The organism is Lentzea sp. NPDC020367 (genome assembly GCF_044387305.1).
GTDB lineage: Bacteria > Actinomycetota > Actinomycetes > Mycobacteriales > Pseudonocardiaceae > Lentzea.
On the sequence record NZ_JBIRVV010000004.1, the window covers coordinates 724,237 to 744,221 of the forward strand.

A 19,985-nucleotide genomic window follows, 5' to 3' on the forward strand; every position below is an offset into this window, starting at 1 on the left:
ACGATCTGCCGGAAATTCGCTGGCAGACCGCGTGATCGAATCACCCTACGTCGCCACGGCGGGGCGGAGGACAGGTCCGTTCGGAGCAACGTGCGAAGTGCACAGTCCGTTTTGGATCGAACGGAAACGGCGCATGTCTCTACAAAGGACCTCAGGCGAGCGAACAGGCGTGCCCGTTGAGGGTGAAGGCGCGGGGCGTGGTGCTGGTCCCGGACGCGGTGAAGCCCAGCAGCAACGACTCTCCCGCGGGGATCGCGACGTTGTACGGCACGGCGGTGGCGGAGATGTCCCCACCGGTCTGCTTCGGCGTCGCGTTCCACATCTCGGAGACCGTCTGCCCGCCGGCGAACGTCCACTGCAACGTCCAGCCGTTGATCTCCGCGGCACCGGTGTTGCGCAGGGTGACGTCGGTGCGGAACCCACCGGGCCAGGTGTGGGTGACGACGTAGTCGACCGAACAACCGGTCACCGGCTTCGGCGCCTGCGGTGCGGCGGTGGTGGACGCGGTGGGAGCAGGGGGCGCGGTGGCACTGGGTGTGACGCAGGGCGGGCCCCACTGCCCGAGCCGCTTGGAGGTCGCGGACGCCTCCGCCTCCCGCATCGCGCGGTCGTCGGGGTTCTCGTTGCGCGCCATGCCCATTTCGACCGCGAGCAGCCCGTAGTCGGTGCCGTCCGCCAGCCGCAGCGACACCACGGGTTCGCCGTCCGGCGTCCGTTCGACGGGCTTCTCGAGCAGCATCGTCCTCGCGAACGTCGTGGACGCGTCGGTCCAGCACGCGTCCGGCGCGGCGAGGCCCTTGACGCGCACCTCCTCGCCGTCGGAGAGCCGCACGGTCCGGACGTCCACGACGGTCTGGACGGTCGCGGAGTACGCGGTCCTGAGCGGAGGCTCGATGATCGAGGGGAACGCGGGCGGCGTCGAGGTGACGGCCGGTGGCACCGGTTCCCCGCCGCAGCCGGCGACGCCGACCAGCAGAACCACGGCGATCGCCGGCCACCTGCCGGGTCTGGTTCCCGGAGCGGTCCGCGCGTGGCCTCGTGATCGTGTCATTGGTCCTCTGCCGGGATGCGGCGAACACCAGGAGGAGTTCGCCCGAACGGTCGATGTGATCCCGGGAGGCTACGACCTTTCGGCGGAGCGCGGAAGATCTTTCGCATCAATGAAAAGTGTTCTTCGACGCTTTCGAGTCGAATGCCGTCGAACGCGCGGCGTAACCGCAGAAATGGTGAACAACGTTGCCGGCTTTTTCTCGGCGAACGCGCGGGATCAGCGGGCGGCGGTGCTGCCGCGATCGGTGAGCAGCGGCTGGAGGAGACGGACCTCCGGCGCGAGTTCGCGGCCCAGCCGGGCCATCACCATCTCGACCGCGATCGCGCCGAGCTCCTGTGCGGGAACGGCGATCGAGGTGAGCGGGACCGGCAGGTTCGCCGCGACGTCGTCGGGGCACAGCGTGATCACCGACAGGTCGCCGGGGACGTCCAGCGACCGGCGCCGCAGTTCGAGCAGCAACGGGCCGAGGACCGCCTCGTTGTGCACCACCAGTCCGGTGGTGCGGCGGTCCGGGTGCAGCACGTCGTCCAGGCATTCGGACACCGCGTCGAAGCCGGGCGCGCACGAGTGGACCGTGGCGAGCAGTCCGCGTTTGGCGGTCTCGCCCTGGAATCCGGCCAGCAGTCGCGCCGCGTAGCTCGTGCCGCGTTCGTAGACCGACGGAGGCGAGCCGATCAGCGCGATCGAGCGGTGCCCGCGCTCCGCCAGATGGCCCGCCATCTGCCTTCCCGCGGTGGCGAAGTCGAGGTCGACGCAGCTCAGACCCTCGTGGTCGTCGGGCATGCCGAGCAGGACCACCGGCGCGTCGACGGCGCGCAGTTCCGGAACACGGGGATCGGCGCTCTCGACGTCCATCACGACGATCGCGTCCGCCATGGACCGCGCGATGACGCGATGGGCCTCGCCGGGACCCGCCTCCTTGGTCAGCAGCAGCACGTCGTAGTCGTGGTCACGGGCGCGCGCCACGATCGACGACACGAACCGCATGATGATCGGCATGTTCTGGTCGGAGTGCAGCGGCACGACCAGGCCGACCACGCGCGACCGGTTCGAGGCGAGCGCCCGCGCTCCGGCGTTCGGGTGGTAGCCCAGGGTCACGATGCTCTGCTCGACGCGGCGCTTGGTCTCCTCGGAGATGGTGCGCTTGCCGCTCAGCACGTAGGAGACCGTGCTCATCGAGACGCCGGCGTGGTGGGCGACCTCCTTGATCGTGATCATGCCCGCCCTTCGGGTCGCGCCGGTTCGTCGCGAGCATCGTAGTGCGTGGAACCTGTGTGGTCGAACAGCTGTCGAACGCCGCCGCGACAATGGTCGAACTCGTCGAACAGGCGCACTGCGCTTGACGTGCGGGTTTCGCCTGTGTCACATTCGGAAACCTCGTTCGAAGCGCTTCGATTCAATTCGGTTCAGGCGCTGCGGAACCGGAGGTGTCGGCGTGGTCACCATTGTGGACGTGGCGAGGCACGCGGGTGTCGCGCCCAGCACGGTTTCGTACGTGCTGACCGGCAAACGCCCGGTTTCGGCCGACACCCGAATGCGGGTGGGGGAGAGCATTCGGCTGCTCGGCTACCAGCCGCACGCGGGGGCGCGGGCGCTGGCGGGCAGCAGGACGAACGTGCTGGCCCTCGTCCTGCCGCTGCGGGAGGGCGTGCACCTGCCGGTCGTGATGCGGTTCGCCTCCTCGGTCGTCACCACCGCCCGCGAGCACGACATGGACGTGCTGCTGGTGACCGCGAACGAGGGCGCGGCCGGACTCCGCCGAGTCGCCGGCACCGCCAGGGTGGACGGGTTCCTCGTGATGGACGTGGAGCTGGACGACGAGCGCGTGCCGGTGCTGCGCGAACTCGGCCGCCCGGCCGTCCTGCTCGGGCATCCCGCGGTGTCGAACGGCCTGACCTGCGTCGATCTGGACTTCGAGGCGGCCGGCGCGCGGTGCGTCGACCACCTCGTCGAACTGGGGCACCGCACCATCGGCTTCCTCGGGGCGCCGGGAGCGGTCTACGCGCGCAACACGGGATTCGCGCAGCGCACGCTCGCGGGCTTCAGCGCCGCGGCCATGCGGCGCGGTGTCGCGTCGACCGCTCTGCCCGCCGAACGGCACCGTGACGCCGTACGTGCCGTGGTCGGGACGCTGCTCAGAGAGCTGGCACGGATGACCGCGCTGGTCGTGCACAACGAGGCGGTGCTGGGCCTGGTCGTGGAGTGCCTGCGCGCCGAGGGGCGGCGCGTGCCGGAGGACGTCGCCGTGGTCGCGATCTGCCCGGACGAACTGGCCGAACAGCTGCGGCTGACCTCGGTGCGGCTGCCCGCCGACGTGCTGGGGCGGCGCGCGGTCGAGTTGCTGATGGCCAAGCTGAACGGGCAACAGCCCCCGGCGCTCACGTTGCTGCCGCCGAAACTGTTCAGCCGGACGGGATGAGGCGAGAATCGGATTCGCCGCGCACCTGTCCGTGAATCACCGTCGAATTTTTTCGCTCGGTCGCGTTCGATGATTTCGATGTTAGGTTGAATTCAGCGAATCGCTTCTGCTTCTCGGGTGGCGCGAATTCCGTTCAACGGTGTGCGGAAGGAAAATCGAAGATGAAAATCGTGCGTGCGTTTGTCGTCGTGATGGCGGCCGCCCTGACGGTCTCCCTGGGGGCCGGCACCGCGTCCGCCGCGGCCTGGAGTTCCTCGGACAGGTGGGGAACGTGGTCGAACGGCGGCTACACGGTCCGCAACAACATCTGGGGCAACGGGTACGGGCCGCAGACGGTCTGGGCCAACTCCTACAGCAACTGGGGCGTCTGGGCGAACCACCCCAACACCGGCGGGATCAAGGCCTACCCGCACTCCGAACGGCAGGTGAACCGGCGGCTCAGCTCGCTCGGGAGCCTGTCGAGCAGCTTCAACGTGTCCTATCCGAACTCCGGCGCCTACACGACCGCCTACGACATCTGGGCCGGCAACAACGCCTACGAGATCATGCTGTGGATGAACAAGGTCGGTCCCGTCGGCCCGATCGGGGCGCGCGAGACGACGGTGTCGGTGGGCGGTCACACCTGGGACGTCCACCGCGGCTCGAACGGCGCGAACCAGGTGTTCTCGTTCGTCCGCACGTCCAACACCGGGTCCGGCACGGTCAACGTCAAGGCGGTCATGGACTGGATCCGCAACCGCGGCTGGTTCGGTGACGTCACGGTCGGCGCCGTGCAGTTCGGCTACGAGATCACGTCGTCCAGCGGCGGTCTCAACTTCACCACCAACAGCTACTCCGTCTCCTTCGGCTGACAGAGGGGATCACGGTGCGAGAGCCCGGTCGCGCAGCCACTCCAGCTGCGTGACCGGGTTGGACCCGTACCCGCCACCGTGGTCGGCGAACGGCCACACGGTCATCGTCCGGTCCTCGCCCCCGTAGTGGTTGAACGCCGCGTACACAGTGGACGGTGGGCAGACCGGGTCCATCAGCCCGACGCTGAACAACGCCGGCGCCGTCGCCCGTCGCGCGAAGCAGACACCGTCGAAGTAGGACAGCGTGGTGAAGGCCGGCTCCACCCCGTGCCTGCTGTGCCAGCGCAGGTACTCCGCGATCTCCACGTACGGACCCTCGCCGGCCATCTCGGCCGCCCGCCGGAAGTGGCACAGGAACGGCACGTCCGGCAGCGCGGCCGCGACGCGGTCCCGCGCCAGCCCGGCGACGGCGATGCTCAGCCCTCCGCCCTGGCTGCCGCCCGCGACGACGACCCGCCGCGGGTCCAGGCCGGGCAGGTGCTCGACCGCGTCCACGGCGCGGACGCAGTCGGTGACGAGACGCCGGTAGTAGTAGTCGTCCGGTGAGTCGATGCCCCGGGTCATGAAGCCCTTGACCCACTGGGTGCCGCCGCTCGCCACGAGATCCGGGGTGTCGTGGCCCTGGCCGCGGCTGTCGACCACGAGCTGGGCGTACCCGGCGGCGGACCACAGCAGGTGGTCGGTGGGCAGGCCGCGACCGCAGCTGTAGCCGAGGTACGTGACGACGACGGGCAGCGGGCCGTCGCTGCCACGCGGGCGCAGCAGCCAGGCGGCCACCGGGTCGCCGCCGAAGCCGGGGAAGCGGACGTCGGCGACCTCGACGGTGCGCAGCAGGTGCCGATCGGTGACCTGCTCGGTCTCCACGGGGCCGCCGGCCGCGCGCGCCTCGGCGAGGGTCCGCTCCCAGAACTCGTCGAAGTCCGGTGGCGCCTGCACGTCCGGGCGGTAGCCGACGAGTTCGTCGAGAGGGGCGTCCGTCAGCGGCATCGAGGCTCCTTCAGGCTGGTGGGTCTCATTCTGCGGCGCAGAAGCGGAAGGACGTGAGCCTGAACGAGCCGTGCAGGACCACGCGCAGGTCGCGCACCCCCGTCACCGCCGAAGACAGCTCCGCCGAGACGGTCGTCCACTCGTAACGGCCGCCGGTGACCGGCACCGGAAGGTCCGCCAGCACTCCCTCGTCCGTCCTGAACTCCAGCCGTGCCAAGGGGTTCTCCGAGGAGACCTCCGCCTCGACGCGGAGCGCACCGGACAGGTCGGTGCGTCCGAACCACAGGGTGGCCGGTCGATCGGCGTCGGTGGCGGTGACCGCGTCACCGGTCGCGCGCGTGGCGTCGACGAGGGTCACGTTGTCGTGGTCGTCGAAGTCGGCGGCGAGAAGGCGGCTGACGCCCGCGCGGGGTGAGGGAGCCGGTCCCGCCACCGTGAGCGGGGCGGTGAGCACGACGTCCCCGGCCGAGCGGGCGACGAGAACCTCGTAGGCGCCGGGATCCACCGCGAACGCACCGGTCGTGACGTCCCAGTGGGCGAGCCGCTCCATGGGCAGCCGGAAGGACAGAACCCTGCTCTCACCGGGAGCCAGCGCGACCTTGCGGAAGTCGGCCAGCCGCAGCAACGGGGCCTCGTACCGCGCGTGCAGCGCGCGGACGTAGAGCTGGACGACGTCGCTGCCGGTTCTGGTTCCGGTGTTGGCCAGCGTCAGCGAGAGGTCGATCGCGCTGTCCTGGGTGGCGGTGTCCGACGACAGGATCAGGTCGCGGTGGGCGAAAGCGGTGTAGGACAGGCCGTGGCCGAACGGGTACAGCGGCGCGGCGCGGTGGTACTGGTAGGTCCAGCCCGCCTTGATGATGTCGTAGTCGAGCGGGTGCGGCAGCGCGTCGTCGCCGCGGTACCAGGTCTGCGGCAGGCGTCCGCCGGGATCGGCCTCCCCGAACAGGACGGCGGCCAGCGCCCGGCCCGTCTCCTGCCCGCCGTGCGACGTCCACACCACCGCGGGCAGGTGTTCGTCCGCCCAGTCCAGGGCGTAGGGATAGCTGCTCATCACGACCAGCGCCGTGTCCGGCCGGACTCCCGCGACCGCGCGCAGCAGCGCGTCCTGGGCGGCCGGGAGCGCGATTCCCCTGCGGTCCTCGGTCTCCCGTCCGTGGATCAGCGGGTGGTTGCCGAGGACCACCACCGCGACGTCCGCCGACAGCGCGGCGGCCAGTGCCTCCGCGGTGCCGTCGCGCAGGACCTCGCGCTCCCAGCGCTCGGCGGTGCCGGCGGTCTCCGCGGTGACGCTCACCCTGCCGTCGACGGGATCGACGACGGCGTACCGGCCCGTGAGCACGTTCTGCAGCAACACCGAATCCTCAGCGGGCACGAGGCGGAACGTCTCGCGGACGTCCCAGCTCTTGATCAGCTCCTGGTCGGCGGCCAGTGAGGTGTCCTGGAGGCTCAGGTAGCGGCCGGACTCCGCCGACCGCAACGTCAGCACGCCGTCGCCCCAGTCGACGACGTCGAACGGCGTCTTGCCCAGCAACTCGCCGCTGGTGCGCGAGCGCAGCGCGATCCGGTCCGAGCCGTCCGCGACGACCACCTCGCTGTCGCCGAGCACGGACCGGAGTCCACTCGCGACGGTCACCTGGTACGGAAGCGTGCCGCTGTACCAGTCCTCGCACACCACGTCGGCGAGCGGGCCGATCACAGCGATCCGCGACGTGCTGTCCGCGTCGAGCGGGAGCAGTCCTTCGTTGCGCAGCAGCACCACCGACTCGGTCGCGGACCGCAGCGCGAGGGCGCGGTGCTCGGCGCAGCCGATGACCTCCGGGCCGATGGTGGCGTACGGGTCGAGATCGGGGTCGAACTCGCCGAGGCGGAAGCGGATCTCCAGCTGCCGGCGCACGGCGCGGTCCACGTCGTCCTCGTCGATCAGGCCGCGCTCCAGCGCCTCGCGGAGCCTGCCGATCGGGACGGCGCTGTCCTGCCCGTGATCGGTGAAGCTGTCGATGCCCGCCCTGAGCGCGGCGGCGTGGGACTCGGCGTGGTCGTCGAAGTAGTGCTCCGGGTCCACCAGGTTGGACGGCGCCTCCGCGTCGCTGACCACGAACAGCTCCTGGTCGGTCCACCGGCGCAGCTCGTCGTTGATGAGCGGCGTGACGTGGCACGGGCGGCCGTTGACGAGGTTGTAGCCGGCCATGGCGCCGGTGGCGGCGCCCGAGGCGATCACGGGGCGGAAGGCCGCGAGATCGTACTCCCGCAGCACGCGCGGGCGCAGGCCGGAGGAGGTGACGCAGCGGTCGTCCTCGTTGTTGTAGGCCAGGAAGTGCTTGAGCACCGGGGCCGCGCGCAGGAACCGGTGGTGCTCGCCCTTGAGGCCGCGGCAGAACGCCGTGCCGATCCGCGCGGTGTGCACCGGGTCCTCCGAGTAGCCCTCCTCGTTGCGGCCCCAGCGGGGGTCGCGCAGCAGGTTCAGCACCGGAGCCCACGCCTGGAGGCTGTTCCTGCCCGTGCCGACGGCGGCCCGGCGGTGGTAGTGGAACGCCCTCAGCTCGACCGAGGTGGCCTCGGCGACGCGGTGCACCAGCTCCTCGTCCCAGGTCGCGCCCAGCCCGACCGCCTGGGGGAACACGGTGGCGGGGCCCAGCCACGCGACGCCGTGCAGCGCCTCGGACCCGGTGCGGAACGCGTCCACGCCGAGGCGGGGGACGGCCGGTGAGTACTGGTGCAGCATCGCGATCCGCTCGTCGAGCGTGAGCCGCGCCAGAAGATCGTCGATGCGCTTGCGCGTCGACAGCGCGGAGTCGCGAAAAGGCGGCCCATCGAGGGCGGGCACGGACTCGGAAACCACGTGGTGACCCCTCAGCTCAGTGCTGGCGTTGAAGCGTTTCGACGTTGTCACGCAGAGGTTTCTGCTGTCAACGGTCTTGTCTGATGCGACCTGCGTCACTAACCTCCCCGGCATCTGTTTAAGCGCTTCGACACTTCAACGATGAAGGATCGGTTCCGCCATGGGCAACGAGTTGAACCGCAGAAGCTTCCTGAACGCCGCCGTCTCCGCGGCAGGGCTCGTCGCGCTGGGACCACTGCTGTCCGCCTGCGGAAGTGGTCCGGCGCAGCGGGCAGGAGTGGGCTCGGAGGCCGCGCTCAAGGCCGTGTTACCGGCCTACGTGCCGAACACGTCGATCAAACCGGACATCCCGTCGGTCATGGGCGGCCCCGACGCGATGACGAACCCCGGCTTCCTCAGCTACCCGGCCGACCGGGTCGCCACGGTGTCCGGTGTCCCGGGCAAGGGCGGGAAGTACTCGGCGGTCACGCCGCTGTGGGGGACCATTCCGCCCGCCGACAACGCGTTCTACGCGGCCATGAACAAGGCTCTGGGCGTCCAGCTGGAGATGAAGCCCGCGGACGGCAACAACTACAACACCATCATCCCGACGATGACCGCCTCGAAGCGGCTGCCGGACTGGATCCAGCTGCCGACCTGGTGGAACTCCCAGATGAACGTCGGCGGGCTGGTGGGGAACCAGCTCGCGGACCTGACGCCCCACCTGTCCGGCGACAACATCAAGAAGTACCCCAACCTCGCGGCCATCCCGACCGCCGCGTGGCGCACCGGCGCCTGGGGCGAGAAGCTCTACGGGATCCCGTCCTTCGCCTCCGGCTTCCAGATCGCGGGCACCCTCTACTACCGCCGGGACCTCTTCGACGCCAGGGGCATCACCGCCGACCAGGTCAAGTCCGCCGACGACCTGATGAGGCTCGGCAAGGAGCTGACCGACGCCAAGAGCGGTGTGTGGGCGTTCGACGACGTCTACCGCTACCTCTACACCTCCTTCGGCGCCCCGCTGAAGTGGCGGGTGGACAACGGAAAGCTGGTCCACCTGTTCGAGACCGAGGAGTTCTACGCGGCGCTCGACTGGAACAACCGGCTCGCCGCCGCCGGGTACGTGCACCCCGACGCGCTGGCGGGCGACAACGCCAACGGCAACACGCGGTTCTACGGCGGGAAGACGCTGATCTCCAGTGGTGGCACGGGAGCGTGGAACCTCGCCGACCTCCAGTCCGGCAGGGCCGCGGACCCGAACTACCGGCGCGGGGCGTTCAACGTCATCGCCGCCGACGGCAAGAGCACACCGCGGGTCGACATGGGCGCGGGCGCCAGCATCATGAGCTACCTCAACATCAACCTGAAGCCGGAGCAGATCGAGGAGTGCCTGGCCGTCGCGAACTACCTCGCCGCGCCGTTCGGCTCCGCCGAGTTCACGATGGTCAACTTCGGTGTCGAGGGCACCCACTTCACCATGGTCGGCGGCGTGCCGACGGCGACAGAGGCCGGCAAGAAGGAGGTCCAGGCGCAGACCTACCCGTTCCTGGCCTCGCCCGCCGCCGAGGTCAGCAGCCCCGGCGCCGACTTCGTCACCAGGGACTACACCTCCTGGCAGGCCGCCAACGTGAAGGCGCTGGCCAAGCCGGTCTTCTGGAACATGAACATCAGCATGCCCCAGGCGCAGGCCACGGCGGACGCCGCACAGCAGGTCGAGGACGCGATCAAGGACTGCATCCACGGCAAGAAGACGGTGGCCGCGGTGAAGGACGCCGTGGCGAGCTGGAAGACCAGTGGTGGCGGGGACAAGCTCATCCAGTGGACGAACGACAACGTCCTGCAGAAGCACGGCACCGGGCAGTGACCACGGCGGCCCCGCCGCGGCCGGACCGCGCGACGCGACCGGCGCGGCTGAACTGGCGGGTGAGACTGCGCCGCGACCGTTCGCTGATCCTGATGACGCTGCCCGCCGTCGTCCTGCTGCTGGCCTTCAACTACGTCCCGCTGTTCGGGCTCGTCACCGCGTTCCAGGAGTACGACCCGCTGGCCGGGATCTGGTACAGCACGTGGGCGGGGCTCGACCAGTTCCAGCGGCTGTTCGGCGACGCGCTCTTCTGGAACGCGGTGCAGAACACGCTGTACCTGAGCTTCGTCCAGCTGGTCCTGTTCTTCCCGGTGCCGATCGCGCTGGCCCTGCTGCTCAACTCCGTGCTGTCGCAACGGGTGCGCAACTTCATCCAGTCGGTCGTCTACCTGCCGCACTTCTTCTCGTGGGTGCTGGCGATCACGATCTTCCAGCAGATGCTCGGCGGCGCGGGCGCGCTCAACCACTTCCTGCGCAACAACGACATCGGCACGTGGGCCGTCATGACGAACCCGGACACCTTCGCGCTGCTGGTCTCCGCCCAGGTGATCTGGAAGGAGGCGGGCTGGGGGATCATCGTCTTCCTGGCCGCGCTCGCCGCCGTCAACACCGACCTCTACGAGGCCGCGGCGGCGGACGGTGCCGGGCGGTGGCGGCGGCTGTGGCACATCACCCTGCCCGGCCTGCGCGGCGTCATCGTGCTGATGCTGGTGCTGCGCCTGGGAAACGCGCTGACCGTCGGCTTCGAGCAGTTCCTGATCCAGCGCAACGCCGTGGGCTACGACACGGCCGACGTGCTGGACACCTTCTCCTTCTACTACGGCATCGCGACCGGCGACTACAGCTACGGCGCGGCGGCGGGCCTGTTCAAGAGCGTGATCTCGCTGTTGCTCATCTGGGGTGCGAACAAGCTGGCGCACGCCTTCGGCGAAGACGGGTTGTACCGGAGGTGACCGACATGCTCACGATCGAACGCACGCGCGAGGCCGCGGAAACTCTTGCACCGCAAACGGTTCGCAGGAAGAAGCGGAACACCCGGCCGGCGTGGGAGGAACCACCGACGATCGCCGGCGAGGCGGCCAAGGGCGTCACCCTCGGCGGCGTGCTGCTGGTGATGCTGGTGCCGCTGTGGATCATCGTGGTGACGAGTCTGTCCACCCAGGGCGCGGTCAACCGCGCCGGTGGACTCGTGATCTGGCCCGACGGACTGACCTTCGAGGCCTACCGGGTGATGCTGGAGGACACCACGGTGCGCACGGCGCTGCTGGTGAGTCTCGGCATCACCGCGGCCGGCACCGCCGTGTCGATGGCGGTCTCGGTCCTGTGCGCCTACGGCCTGTCCCGGTCGCGGTCGTTCGCGCACCGCTTCCTGCTGACCCTGTTGATCGTCACCATGTTCGTCAACGGCGGCCTGATCCCGACCTTCCTGGTCGTCACCGGGCTGGGCGGCTACGGCCAGTGGTGGTCGCTGATCCTGCCGAGCGCGATCTCCGTCTTCAACATCCTGATCCTGCGGTCGTTCTACTCCAGCACCTCGGCCGACCTGATCGAGGCCGCGCGGATCGACGGCGCGGGGGACTGGCGGATCCTGTGGTCCATCGTGCTGCCGACCTCGCGCGCGGTGACCGCGGTGATGGCGCTCTTCTACGGCGTCGGCTACTGGAACTCGTTCTTCAACGTCATGTTGTACATGCCGACGGACAGCGAGAAGTGGCCGCTGCAGTACGTGCTGTACACGTACGTCAACCGGGGCAACGGCATGCCGGGCTCGGTCAACTCCGGCTTCGGCACGGCGTTCTCCCAGACCGCGCCGCTGTCGCTGCAGATGGCCGTGGTGGTGCTGACGCTCGTGCCGTTGCTCCTCGTTTATCCGTTCGTGCAGAAGCACTTCCGCACGGGCGTCCTGACCGGCGCGATCAAGGGCTGAGCAACCATGGTGACCATTGCCGACGTGGCCAGGCACGCGGGCGTGTCGTCCAGCACGGTGAGCTACGTGCTCAGCGGCAAGCGCGCGATCTCCGAGGAGACCCGGCGCCGGGTGCGCAGTTCCGTGCGGGAGCTCGGATACCACCCGAACGCCGGTGCGCGGGCGCTGGCCGCGCGGCGGTCGCACATCATCGCGTTGATGGTGCCGTTGCGCACCGACGTCTACGTCCCGGTCATGATGGAGATCGCGATCGCGGTGACCACGTCGGCCCGTCAGCACGGGTACGACGTCCTGCTGATCACCAACGACGAGGGGCCGGACGGGGTCCGCAGGATCGCCGCCAGCGGTCTGGCGGACGGCCTGATCCTGATGGACGTCGAACTGGACGACGAACGCATCCCGGTGCTGCGCGCGCAGGGCACCCAGGCCACGCTCATCGGGCTGGCCGACGACGCGCGCGGACTGTCCTGTGTGGACCACGACTTCGTGGCGGCCGGGGCGTTGTGCGCGGACCACCTCGCCGATCTCGGTCACCGCGAGATCGCGTTCATCGGCTACGGATCCGGGGTCTACCACCGGCACGCCGGGTACGCCGAACGCACCCTCGCCGGGTTCCGCGACCGGGCGGGGCAACGAGGTCTGCGCTTCCTGCACCGGACCTGCGAGGGCACCTACGAGAGCACCGCGGGCACCCTCGCCCGCGTGCTGGCCGACCGTCCCGGCACCACCGGGTTCGTGGTGCAGAACGAGGGCGCGATCGGCCCGTTGCTCACCCTGCTGCGCACCAGCGGGCGGACGGTGCCCGAGGACGTCTCGGTGATCGCGTTGTGTCAGGACCAGCTCGCCGAGCAGTTCGCGCCGAGGCTCACGGCGGTGACCGGGTCCGCGCAGGAGCTCGGCCGGGTCGCCGTGGAGCAGATCGTCGGCAGGCTCGCCGTGGCGAGCGACGGCGGCCGTCCGGACGACGACCAGGCCCTGCTCACCCCGACCTTGACCGTGCGCGAGAGCACGGGACCCGCGCCACTTCTTCCCTGACCTTCTCCGCACTCATCCAGGAACGTGAGGAGCTTCCGCATGCCCCAGCACTTCCGAGACCTCGGCACCGCGCTCGAATGGCGGGCCAGGGGCGAGACGCTCCGAGTCGAGGCGTGGGGCTCCGACGCGGTCCGCGTGCGCGCCACTCCCGCCGGTCCGCTGCTCGACGACCTCCCCGGCGCGTTGCTCGGCACGCCACCGGACAGCGGCCCGGTGGAGATCAAGATCACCGAGCACCATGCCACCCTCGTGCACGGCACGCTCACCGTCCGGATCGACGCCGGCACCGAAGGCGCCCTGACCCCGGAGCTGGGGGCGGCGGCAGGCAGGCTGACGTTCACCAGGACCGAGGACGGCACCGAGCTCCTCGCGGAGGAACCGGCCCACTTCTGGTGGCCGGGACCGCGTCTCGCCACCGCGACGGGCAACGGCCATCACCGGCTGGAGCAGCGTTTCCGGGCCTACCAAGGGGAACGGCTCTACGGCCTCGGGCAGCACACCCACGGCCTGCTCGACCAGAAGGGCGCGGTCATCGACCTCGTCCAGCGCAACGCCGAGGTCACCATCCCGTTGCTGGTCTCCGACCGCGGCTACGGCCTGCTGTGGAACTCGCCCGCGATCGGGCGGGTGGAGCTCGCGGAGACCGGCACTCGCTGGGTGTCCGACAGCGCCCGCCAGATCGACTACTGGATCACCGCGGGCAGGCCTGCCGACGTGCTGCGCCGCTACGCGGACGTGACGGGGCACTCGCCGGAACTTCCCGAGTGGGCTTCCGGTTTCTGGCAGTGCAAGCTGCGCTACCGCACCCAGGAGGAGCTGCTGGAGGTCGCCCGCGAGTACCGGCGGCGCGGACTGCCGTTGTCGGTGATCGTCTGCGACTTCTTCCACTGGACCCACCTCGGCGAGTGGAAGTTCGACCTCGCCGAGTGGCCAGACCCGGCGGCGATGGTCCGCGAGCTGGACGAGATGGGGGTCAAGCTGATGGTCTCGGTCTGGCCCTCGGTCAGCCCGGCCAGCGAGACCTACCACCCCATGCTGAACCAGGGCCTGTTCGTCGGCACGGAGTTCGGGCCGATGGCGCACGCCGACTGGCCGGACAAGGGGCTCGGCGCCTACTCCGCCCAGGTCGCCTTCTACGACGCCACCAACCCCGAGGCGCGCGAGTACGTCTGGGACCGGATCCGGCGCGGCTACCACGACCTCGGCATCTCCGTGTTCTGGCTGGACGCGGGCGAACCCGAGCTCAAACCCGGGCACCAGTACAACCTGCGCTACCACGCGGGTCCCGGTCTGGAGGTCGGCAACCTCTACCCGCGCGAGAACGCCCGGACCGTCCACGAAGGACTCACCGCGGCGGGGGAGACCGAGATCATCTCGCTCAACCGCTCCTCGTGGGCGGGCGCGCAGCGGTACGGCGCCGCGCTGTGGTCGGGGGACATCGGCACGGACTTCGCCACGCTGCGCACGCAGATCAAGGCAGGGCTGAACGTGATGATGTCCGGAATCCCTTGGTGGACCACGGACATCGGTGGCTTCCACGGCGGCGACCCGGACGACCCGGCCTACCGCGAGGTCCTCGTGCGCTGGTTCCAGTACGGCACCTTCTGCCCGCTGTTCCGCCTGCACGGTTTCCGCGGCGACGAGCAGGTTCTGGAGCCCGCGATGACCGGGCTGGCCAACGAGGTCTGGTCGTACGGCGAGGAGGCGTACGAGATCCTCGCCGGGCACCTGAGGCTGCGGGAACGCCTGCGCCCCTACGTGATGGAGCAGATGCGCACGGCCTCCGAGACCGGTGTGCCGCCGATGCGGCCGGTGTTCCTGGAGTTCCCGGACGACCCGGCGGCGTGGCGAGTCGAGGACGCGTTCCTGCTCGGCCCCGACCTGCTCGTGGCTCCGATCACCGAGGCGGGCGCCCGTGAGCGCGACGTCCACCTGCCCGCTGGCGCGCGGTGGACCGACGCGTGGACCGGCGAGGAGCACGACGGCGGGCGGACGGTCACCGTCGCGGCCCCGCTCGACCGCATCCCGCTCTTCCTGCGCGACGGCGCCCGGTTGCCCGTGCGGGAGGAGGCGTGATCGCGAAACGGTTGGGGGGACTGGCTTTCGGCGGCGACTACAACCCCGAGCAGTGGGACGAGCGGGTGTGGAAGGAGGACGACGAGCTGATGCGCGAGGCCAGGGTCAACCTGGCCACGGTCGGCGTCTTCTCCTGGGCCCTGCTCGAACCGGAGGAGGGCCGCTACGACTTCGCGTGGCTCGACGCGCACCTGAACCGCCTGCACGCCAACGGGGTCGCGGTCGACCTGGCCACGCCGACCGCCTCGCCGCCGCCGTGGTTCACCCTGGCCCACCCGGACGCCATGCCGGTCACCCGCGACGGCACCAGGCTGGTCCACGGCAGCCGCGACACCTACTGCGTCAGCGCCCCGGCCTACCGTGCGGCGGCCCGGCGCATCGCCTCGGCGCTCGCGGAACGCTACGGCGACCATCCTGCGGTCGCGTTGTGGCACGTGCACAACGAGTACGTGACATTGTGCTGGTGCGAGCACACCGCCGCCGCGTTCCGGGTCTGGCTGCGTGCCCGGCACGGCTCACTGGACGCGCTCAACGAGGCTTGGGGGACGGCGTTCTGGAGCCAGCGGTACGGCAGCTGGGAGCAGGTCCTGCCGCCGCGCGCCACCCAGTGGCACCGCAACCCCGGCCTGACCCTGGACTTCAGCCGGTTCTTCTCCGACGAGGTGGTCGCCGCCTACGCCGAGCAGCGGGACGCGATCCGCGCGCACAGCGACCGGCCGGTGACGACCAACATGATGCAGCCCGGCTACCAGAACGTCGACCTGTGGGCGCTGAGCCGCGAGGTCGACCTGGTCGCGATCGACCACTACCCGGACCGGCCCGGCCTCGACGCGGCGGCGGACGTCGCGTTCGCCGCGGATCGGGCCCGCTCGTTCGGCGGCGGCAGGCCGTGGCTGCTGATGGAACAGGGCACCAGCACGGTCTACGACCAGGGCCGCACGCTGGCCAAGGAACCCGGCGAGATCCTGCGCCACTCGCTCGGCCACATCGCGCGCGGCTCCGACGGGGCGCTGTTCTTCCAGTGGCGCCAGTCGAAGGCGGGCGCCGAGCAGTGGCACTCGGCGATGGTCCCGCACGCCGGTCCGGACAGCCGCGTCTTCGCCGAGGTGAAGGCGACGGGCGAGGCCGTTAGCCGACTCGGGGCGCTCGCGGGCTCGACCGTGACCACCGACGTGGCCGTGCTGCACGACTCCGACGCCTGGTGGGCGATGAGCTCGGACGGCCTGCCTTCGTCCGAACTGGACTACCACTCCGCGCTGCGGAAGGCGCACCGGGCGTTGTGGGACAACGGGGTCGTCACCGACTTCGCGCACCCCGAAGCGGACCTGAGCCGGTACCGGCTGGTCGTCGCACCGGCGCTGTACCTGCTCTCCGACGCGGGCGCGGAGAACCTGCGCCGCTACGTCGTCGCCGGCGGAACGTTGCTGGTCCAGTACTTCAGCGGGGTCGTCGACAGCCGAGGGCACGCTCGGCTCGGCGGCTATCCGGCTGCTCCGCTGCGTGAGGCGCTGGGCATCCGGGTCGAGGAGTACCGGCCGTTGCGGCACGAGGAACGGATCGTCCTCTCGAACTCCTCGCACGGCACGGTCTGGAGCGAGTCGGTGCGGGCGCAGGGCGCGGAGACGATCGCCGCGTACACGCACGGCGCGCTCGCCGGCTCTCCCGCGCTGACCCGGAACCGTTGCGGCGCGGGCGATGCCTGGTACCTGTCGACGCGACTCGACGACGCGGACTACACGGCACTGGTGTCCCGGCTGCTGGACTCGGCCCGCGTCGTACCCGCCCAGCCCGGACTGGAAGTCGTGGTGCGCCAAGGCGAGGACGGCCGCCGCTGGCAGTTCGTGCTCAACCACGGCGCCGATCCCGTATCCCTGCCCGAATCCGCCCACGACGTGCTGACGGGTGGACCGGTGCGGGAGGTGCCACCCGGCGGATGCGCTGTCCTGGCAGGAGGTCCGCAGTGATTCCCGTGATCCCTGGAATGCACCCCGACCCGAGCGTGTGCCGGGTGGGCGAGGACTACTACCTGGTGTGCTCCAGCTTCGAGTACTTCCCGGGCGTCCCGGTCTTCCACAGCAGGGACCTGAAGAGCTGGACCCAGATCGGCAACGCCCTGGAGCGCCGGAGCCAGCTGCGGCTGACCGCGGAGACTCCGTCGTCGGCGGGGATCTACGCACCGACGCTGCGCCACCACGACGGCCGTTTCTGGCTGGTCGTCACGAGCGTGAGCGACGGCGGCGGCAACAGGGTGTTCACCGCCACCGATCCGGCTGGGCCGTGGTCCGACCCGGTCCCGTTGCCCGGCGTCGGCGGCATCGACCCCGATCTCGCCTGGGACGACGACGGCAACTGCTGGTGCACGGTCGCCGGGGTGCGGCAGTACCGCGTCGACCCGGCCACCGGCGAGACGTTCGGCGAACCGCGCCCGCTGTGGTCCGGCACCCCCGGCGCCAAGGCACCGGAAGCGCCGCACCTGTACCGGATCGGCGACCACTGGTACCTGCTGATCGCCGAGGGCGGCACCGAACGCGGCCACGCCGTCTCGATCGCCCGCGCCTCGTCGCCGGACGGCCCGTTCGAACCGTGCCCCGCCAACCCGATCCTGAGCCACCGCGGCACCGACGAGCCCGTCCAGAACACCGGTCACGCGGATCTGGTGCGGGCGCCGGACGGTGAGTGGTGGATGGTGCTGCTCGGCGTGCGGCCCGGCGGCGGCACCCCCGGCTGGCACGTGCTCGGCCGGGAGACCTTCCTGGCACCGGTGACCTGGACCGACGGCTGGCCGGTGGTCGGGGAGCTGGTGCCCGGCGCACCCGGTTCCCCCGCACCGGAACGGGACGACTTCGACCTCGCCGAGCTGCGGCCGTGCTGGGTCTCCCTGCGCGACCGCCTGGAACGGCACTGCACCACGAAGGAACGCCCTGGCTGGCTCACGCTGCACGCCCGCGGGTCCGGAATGGACGATCCCGCCGTCGTGTTCGCCGGGCGGCGCCAGCAACACCTGTCCTGCGTCGCCCGCACGCTGCTGGACCCGTCGGAGGGGCGCGGCGGCCTGGCGGTCCGGCTGGACGAGGAACACCACTACGAGATCGAGGCCGCGTACGGGGAGGTGCGGGTCCTCGCGCGCATCGGACCGGTGAGCACCGTGGTCGCCTCCCGGCCGGTGCCGGAGGGACCGCTGGTTCTTCTCGTGCGCGTGGAGGAGGCCAGGAACCCGCGGGACGCGCGCTCCGGGCCCGACACCCTGTCGTTCGGCGTGGAGGAACCCGGCGGGACCTTCACCGCACTCGCCACGCTCGACGGCAAGTACCTCTCGACCGAGGTCGCCGGTGGGTTCACCGGCCGCGTCATCGGCCTGTACGCCGCGGCGGGCACCGTTCACTTCGACTGGTTCGAGTACCAGCGGCTCAACTGAGAGCGAGGGTTCATGTTCGGATCACGCAGGAAAGCGCAGGCAGTCCTCGGCGCGGTGGTGGCCTTGGTGGCCGCCGTCATGCCGGTCACCGCGTCCGCGGCGGGCCCGCTGGCCACGGCGCACACCGCGGGCCGGGTCACCGCGTCCGGCCAGTACACCTGGCCTGGGGTCTACTTCGAGGGCCGGTTCCGCGGCACCGGCGTCGGGATCGTCCTCAACGACGCGGTGAACGACTACGACGTGCAGATCGACGGCGCGACGGCTGCGACGCTGGTGACGCCGGGACGCACGACGTACTGGATCCGCGACCTGAGCAACGCCCAGCACCGCGTGCGCCTGGTCAAGCGGACCGAGAGCCCCTGGGCGGCGGGGGAGTTCGGCGGCTTCGTCGCCGCGAACGGCGGGACCGTTCTCGCCAGGCCGGCGGCACGGACCCGGCAGATCGAGTTCATCGGCGACTCCCTGACCGCGGGCTACGGCAACCTCTCGACCACCCGTGACTGCTCCGCGAACGGCGGCGTCACCCGCAACACCAACACCGACCTCAGCTTCGGGGCGCTCGCCGCGAAGGCGCTGAACGCCGACTACCAGGTCAACGCGTTCTCCGGCCTGGGCATGGTGCGCAACTACAACGGTCACACGCCCGGAACCAGCTACCGCACCTACTACGACCGGGCGCTGCTGCACGTCGACGGCGACGTGTGGCGCAATCCCGGCACGTGGCGCCCGCAGCTGGTCGTGGCCGGCCTGGGCACCAACGACTTCTCCACCGCTCTCAACCCCGGCGAGCAGTGGCCGACCCAGGACAGCCTCGTCACCGCGTACAAGTCCGCCTACCAGGGCTTCCTCGACAAGCTGCGCACCCGGTACGGCCCGGCCACGACGATCGTCGTGAGCGTCCCCGAGGCCTCCGGCGCGTTCGCCGACGCCGTCCGCCAGGTCGTGCAGGACCGCAACGCCCAGGGCGACAGCCGGGTCCGCCACTGGAACTACAGCGACCCGGCGCTGGACCGCCTCGGGTGCGACTGGCACTTCTCGGCGCGCGACCACCGGCTGATCGCGGGGAAGCTCGGCGACTACCTGGCCACGCTTCCCCTCCGGTGGTGACGGGCTACTTCGGGTCGAGCACGAACAGCGGGATCAACCGGTCGGTCTTCTCCTGGTACTCGGCGTAGTTCGGGAAGGCCGCGACGGCGCGTTCCCACCACTCGGCCCGTTCCGCACCGTCGACCTCACGGGCGACGTAGTCCTTCGCCTCGGTGCCGTCCTGCAGGACGATCTCCGGGTGCGCCTTGATGTTGAAGTACCAGGTCGGGTGCTCGGGCGCGCCGCCCTTGGACGCGACGACCGCGTAGCTGCCGTCGTGCTCCACGCGCATGACCGGGGTGTAGCGCAGGGCGCCGCTCTTCGCACCGCGCACGGTCAGCAGCACGATCGGCCTGCCGACGACCTTGATGCCCTCGGTCGTGCCGGTCTCGAGGATCTGCTGCGTCTGCCTCTGGACCCACTCGGTCGGGCTGAGCTTCACATCTGCCATGTCCA

At 70.4% G+C, this 19,985-nt stretch carries 15 protein-coding genes; 10 read left to right on the top strand and 5 right to left on the bottom strand.

The window, feature by feature from the left end:
* Window positions 1-151 precede the first annotated feature (151 nt).
* Complete coding sequence (locus ACH413_RS20935) at window positions 152-1,051, bottom strand: cellulose binding domain-containing protein (RefSeq protein ID WP_360035528.1); 900 nt, start codon at window positions 1,049-1,051, stop codon at window positions 152-154.
* Window positions 1,052-1,267: 216 nt separating this feature from the next.
* Complete coding sequence (locus ACH413_RS20940) at window positions 1,268-2,269, bottom strand: LacI family DNA-binding transcriptional regulator (RefSeq protein ID WP_360035525.1); 1,002 nt, start codon at window positions 2,267-2,269, stop codon at window positions 1,268-1,270.
* 217 nt (window positions 2,270-2,486) lie between these two features.
* Here ACH413_RS20940 and ACH413_RS20945 point away from each other — a divergent pair, with 217 nt between their 5' ends.
* Window positions 2,487-3,470, top strand: coding sequence for a LacI family DNA-binding transcriptional regulator (locus tag ACH413_RS20945; RefSeq protein ID WP_360035522.1), 984 nt, complete (start codon window positions 2,487-2,489; stop codon window positions 3,468-3,470).
* A gap of 161 nt (window positions 3,471-3,631) precedes the next feature.
* On the top strand, window positions 3,632-4,321 hold the full coding sequence (locus tag ACH413_RS20950) for a hypothetical protein (protein ID WP_360035519.1): 690 nt from the start codon (window positions 3,632-3,634) through the stop codon (window positions 4,319-4,321).
* Window positions 4,322-4,330: 9 nt separating this feature from the next.
* Here ACH413_RS20950 and ACH413_RS20955 read toward each other — a convergent pair whose 3' ends face one another.
* Both ACH413_RS20955 and ACH413_RS20960 read right to left on the bottom strand, forming a co-directional pair.
* Complete coding sequence (locus tag ACH413_RS20955; RefSeq protein ID WP_360035516.1) at window positions 4,331-5,308, bottom strand: acetylxylan esterase; 978 nt, start codon at window positions 5,306-5,308, stop codon at window positions 4,331-4,333.
* A gap of 25 nt (window positions 5,309-5,333) precedes the next feature.
* On the bottom strand, window positions 5,334-8,147 hold the full coding sequence (locus tag ACH413_RS20960; RefSeq protein WP_360035513.1) for a glycoside hydrolase family 3 C-terminal domain-containing protein: 2,814 nt from the start codon (window positions 8,145-8,147) through the stop codon (window positions 5,334-5,336).
* A gap of 160 nt (window positions 8,148-8,307) precedes the next feature.
* Between ACH413_RS20960 and ACH413_RS20965 the strand changes: the two genes are divergently transcribed.
* Genes ACH413_RS20965 through ACH413_RS21000 form a run of 8 tightly spaced genes read left to right on the top strand, consistent with a single transcriptional unit; the run spans window position 8,308 to window position 19,550 of the window.
* Window positions 8,308-9,990 carry a hypothetical protein gene (locus tag ACH413_RS20965; RefSeq protein WP_360035510.1) on the top strand — a complete coding sequence of 561 codons (1,683 nt, stop codon included), beginning with the start codon at window positions 8,308-8,310 and terminating at the stop codon, window positions 9,988-9,990.
* A complete protein-coding gene (locus tag ACH413_RS20970; RefSeq protein WP_360035507.1) occupies window positions 9,987-10,943 on the top strand; it encodes an ABC transporter permease subunit in 957 nt (318 codons plus the stop codon). Before ACH413_RS20965 ends, ACH413_RS20970 begins: the two co-directional genes overlap by 4 nt.
* Before the next feature lie 5 nt (window positions 10,944-10,948).
* Entirely contained in the window at window positions 10,949-11,917 is a 969-nt protein-coding gene (locus tag ACH413_RS20975) for a carbohydrate ABC transporter permease (protein WP_360035504.1), read from the top strand.
* 6 nt (window positions 11,918-11,923) lie between these two features.
* Window positions 11,924-12,952, top strand: coding sequence for a LacI family DNA-binding transcriptional regulator (locus ACH413_RS20980; protein ID WP_360035501.1), 1,029 nt, complete (start codon window positions 11,924-11,926; stop codon window positions 12,950-12,952).
* Between the two features lie 39 nt (window positions 12,953-12,991).
* On the top strand, window positions 12,992-15,028 hold the full coding sequence (locus ACH413_RS20985; protein WP_360035498.1) for a glycoside hydrolase family 31 protein: 2,037 nt from the start codon (window positions 12,992-12,994) through the stop codon (window positions 15,026-15,028).
* Window positions 15,025-16,992 carry a beta-galactosidase gene (locus ACH413_RS20990; RefSeq protein WP_360035495.1) on the top strand — a complete coding sequence of 656 codons (1,968 nt, stop codon included), beginning with the start codon at window positions 15,025-15,027 and terminating at the stop codon, window positions 16,990-16,992. Before ACH413_RS20985 ends, ACH413_RS20990 begins: the two co-directional genes overlap by 4 nt.
* Complete coding sequence (locus ACH413_RS20995) at window positions 16,989-18,443, top strand: glycoside hydrolase family 43 protein (protein WP_360035492.1); 1,455 nt, start codon at window positions 16,989-16,991, stop codon at window positions 18,441-18,443. The genes ACH413_RS20990 and ACH413_RS20995 overlap by 4 nt, the downstream gene beginning before the upstream one ends.
* A gap of 12 nt (window positions 18,444-18,455) precedes the next feature.
* Entirely contained in the window at window positions 18,456-19,550 is a 1,095-nt protein-coding gene (locus tag ACH413_RS21000; protein WP_360035490.1) for an SGNH/GDSL hydrolase family protein, read from the top strand.
* Window positions 19,551-19,554: 4 nt separating this feature from the next.
* Here ACH413_RS21000 and ACH413_RS21005 read toward each other — a convergent pair whose 3' ends face one another.
* The gene (locus ACH413_RS21005; protein ID WP_360036068.1) at window positions 19,555-19,980 is read right to left on the bottom strand and encodes a nitroreductase family deazaflavin-dependent oxidoreductase; all 426 of its coding nucleotides are present in this window, start codon (window positions 19,978-19,980) and stop codon (window positions 19,555-19,557) included.
* Between the last annotated feature and the right edge of the window lie 5 nt (window positions 19,981-19,985).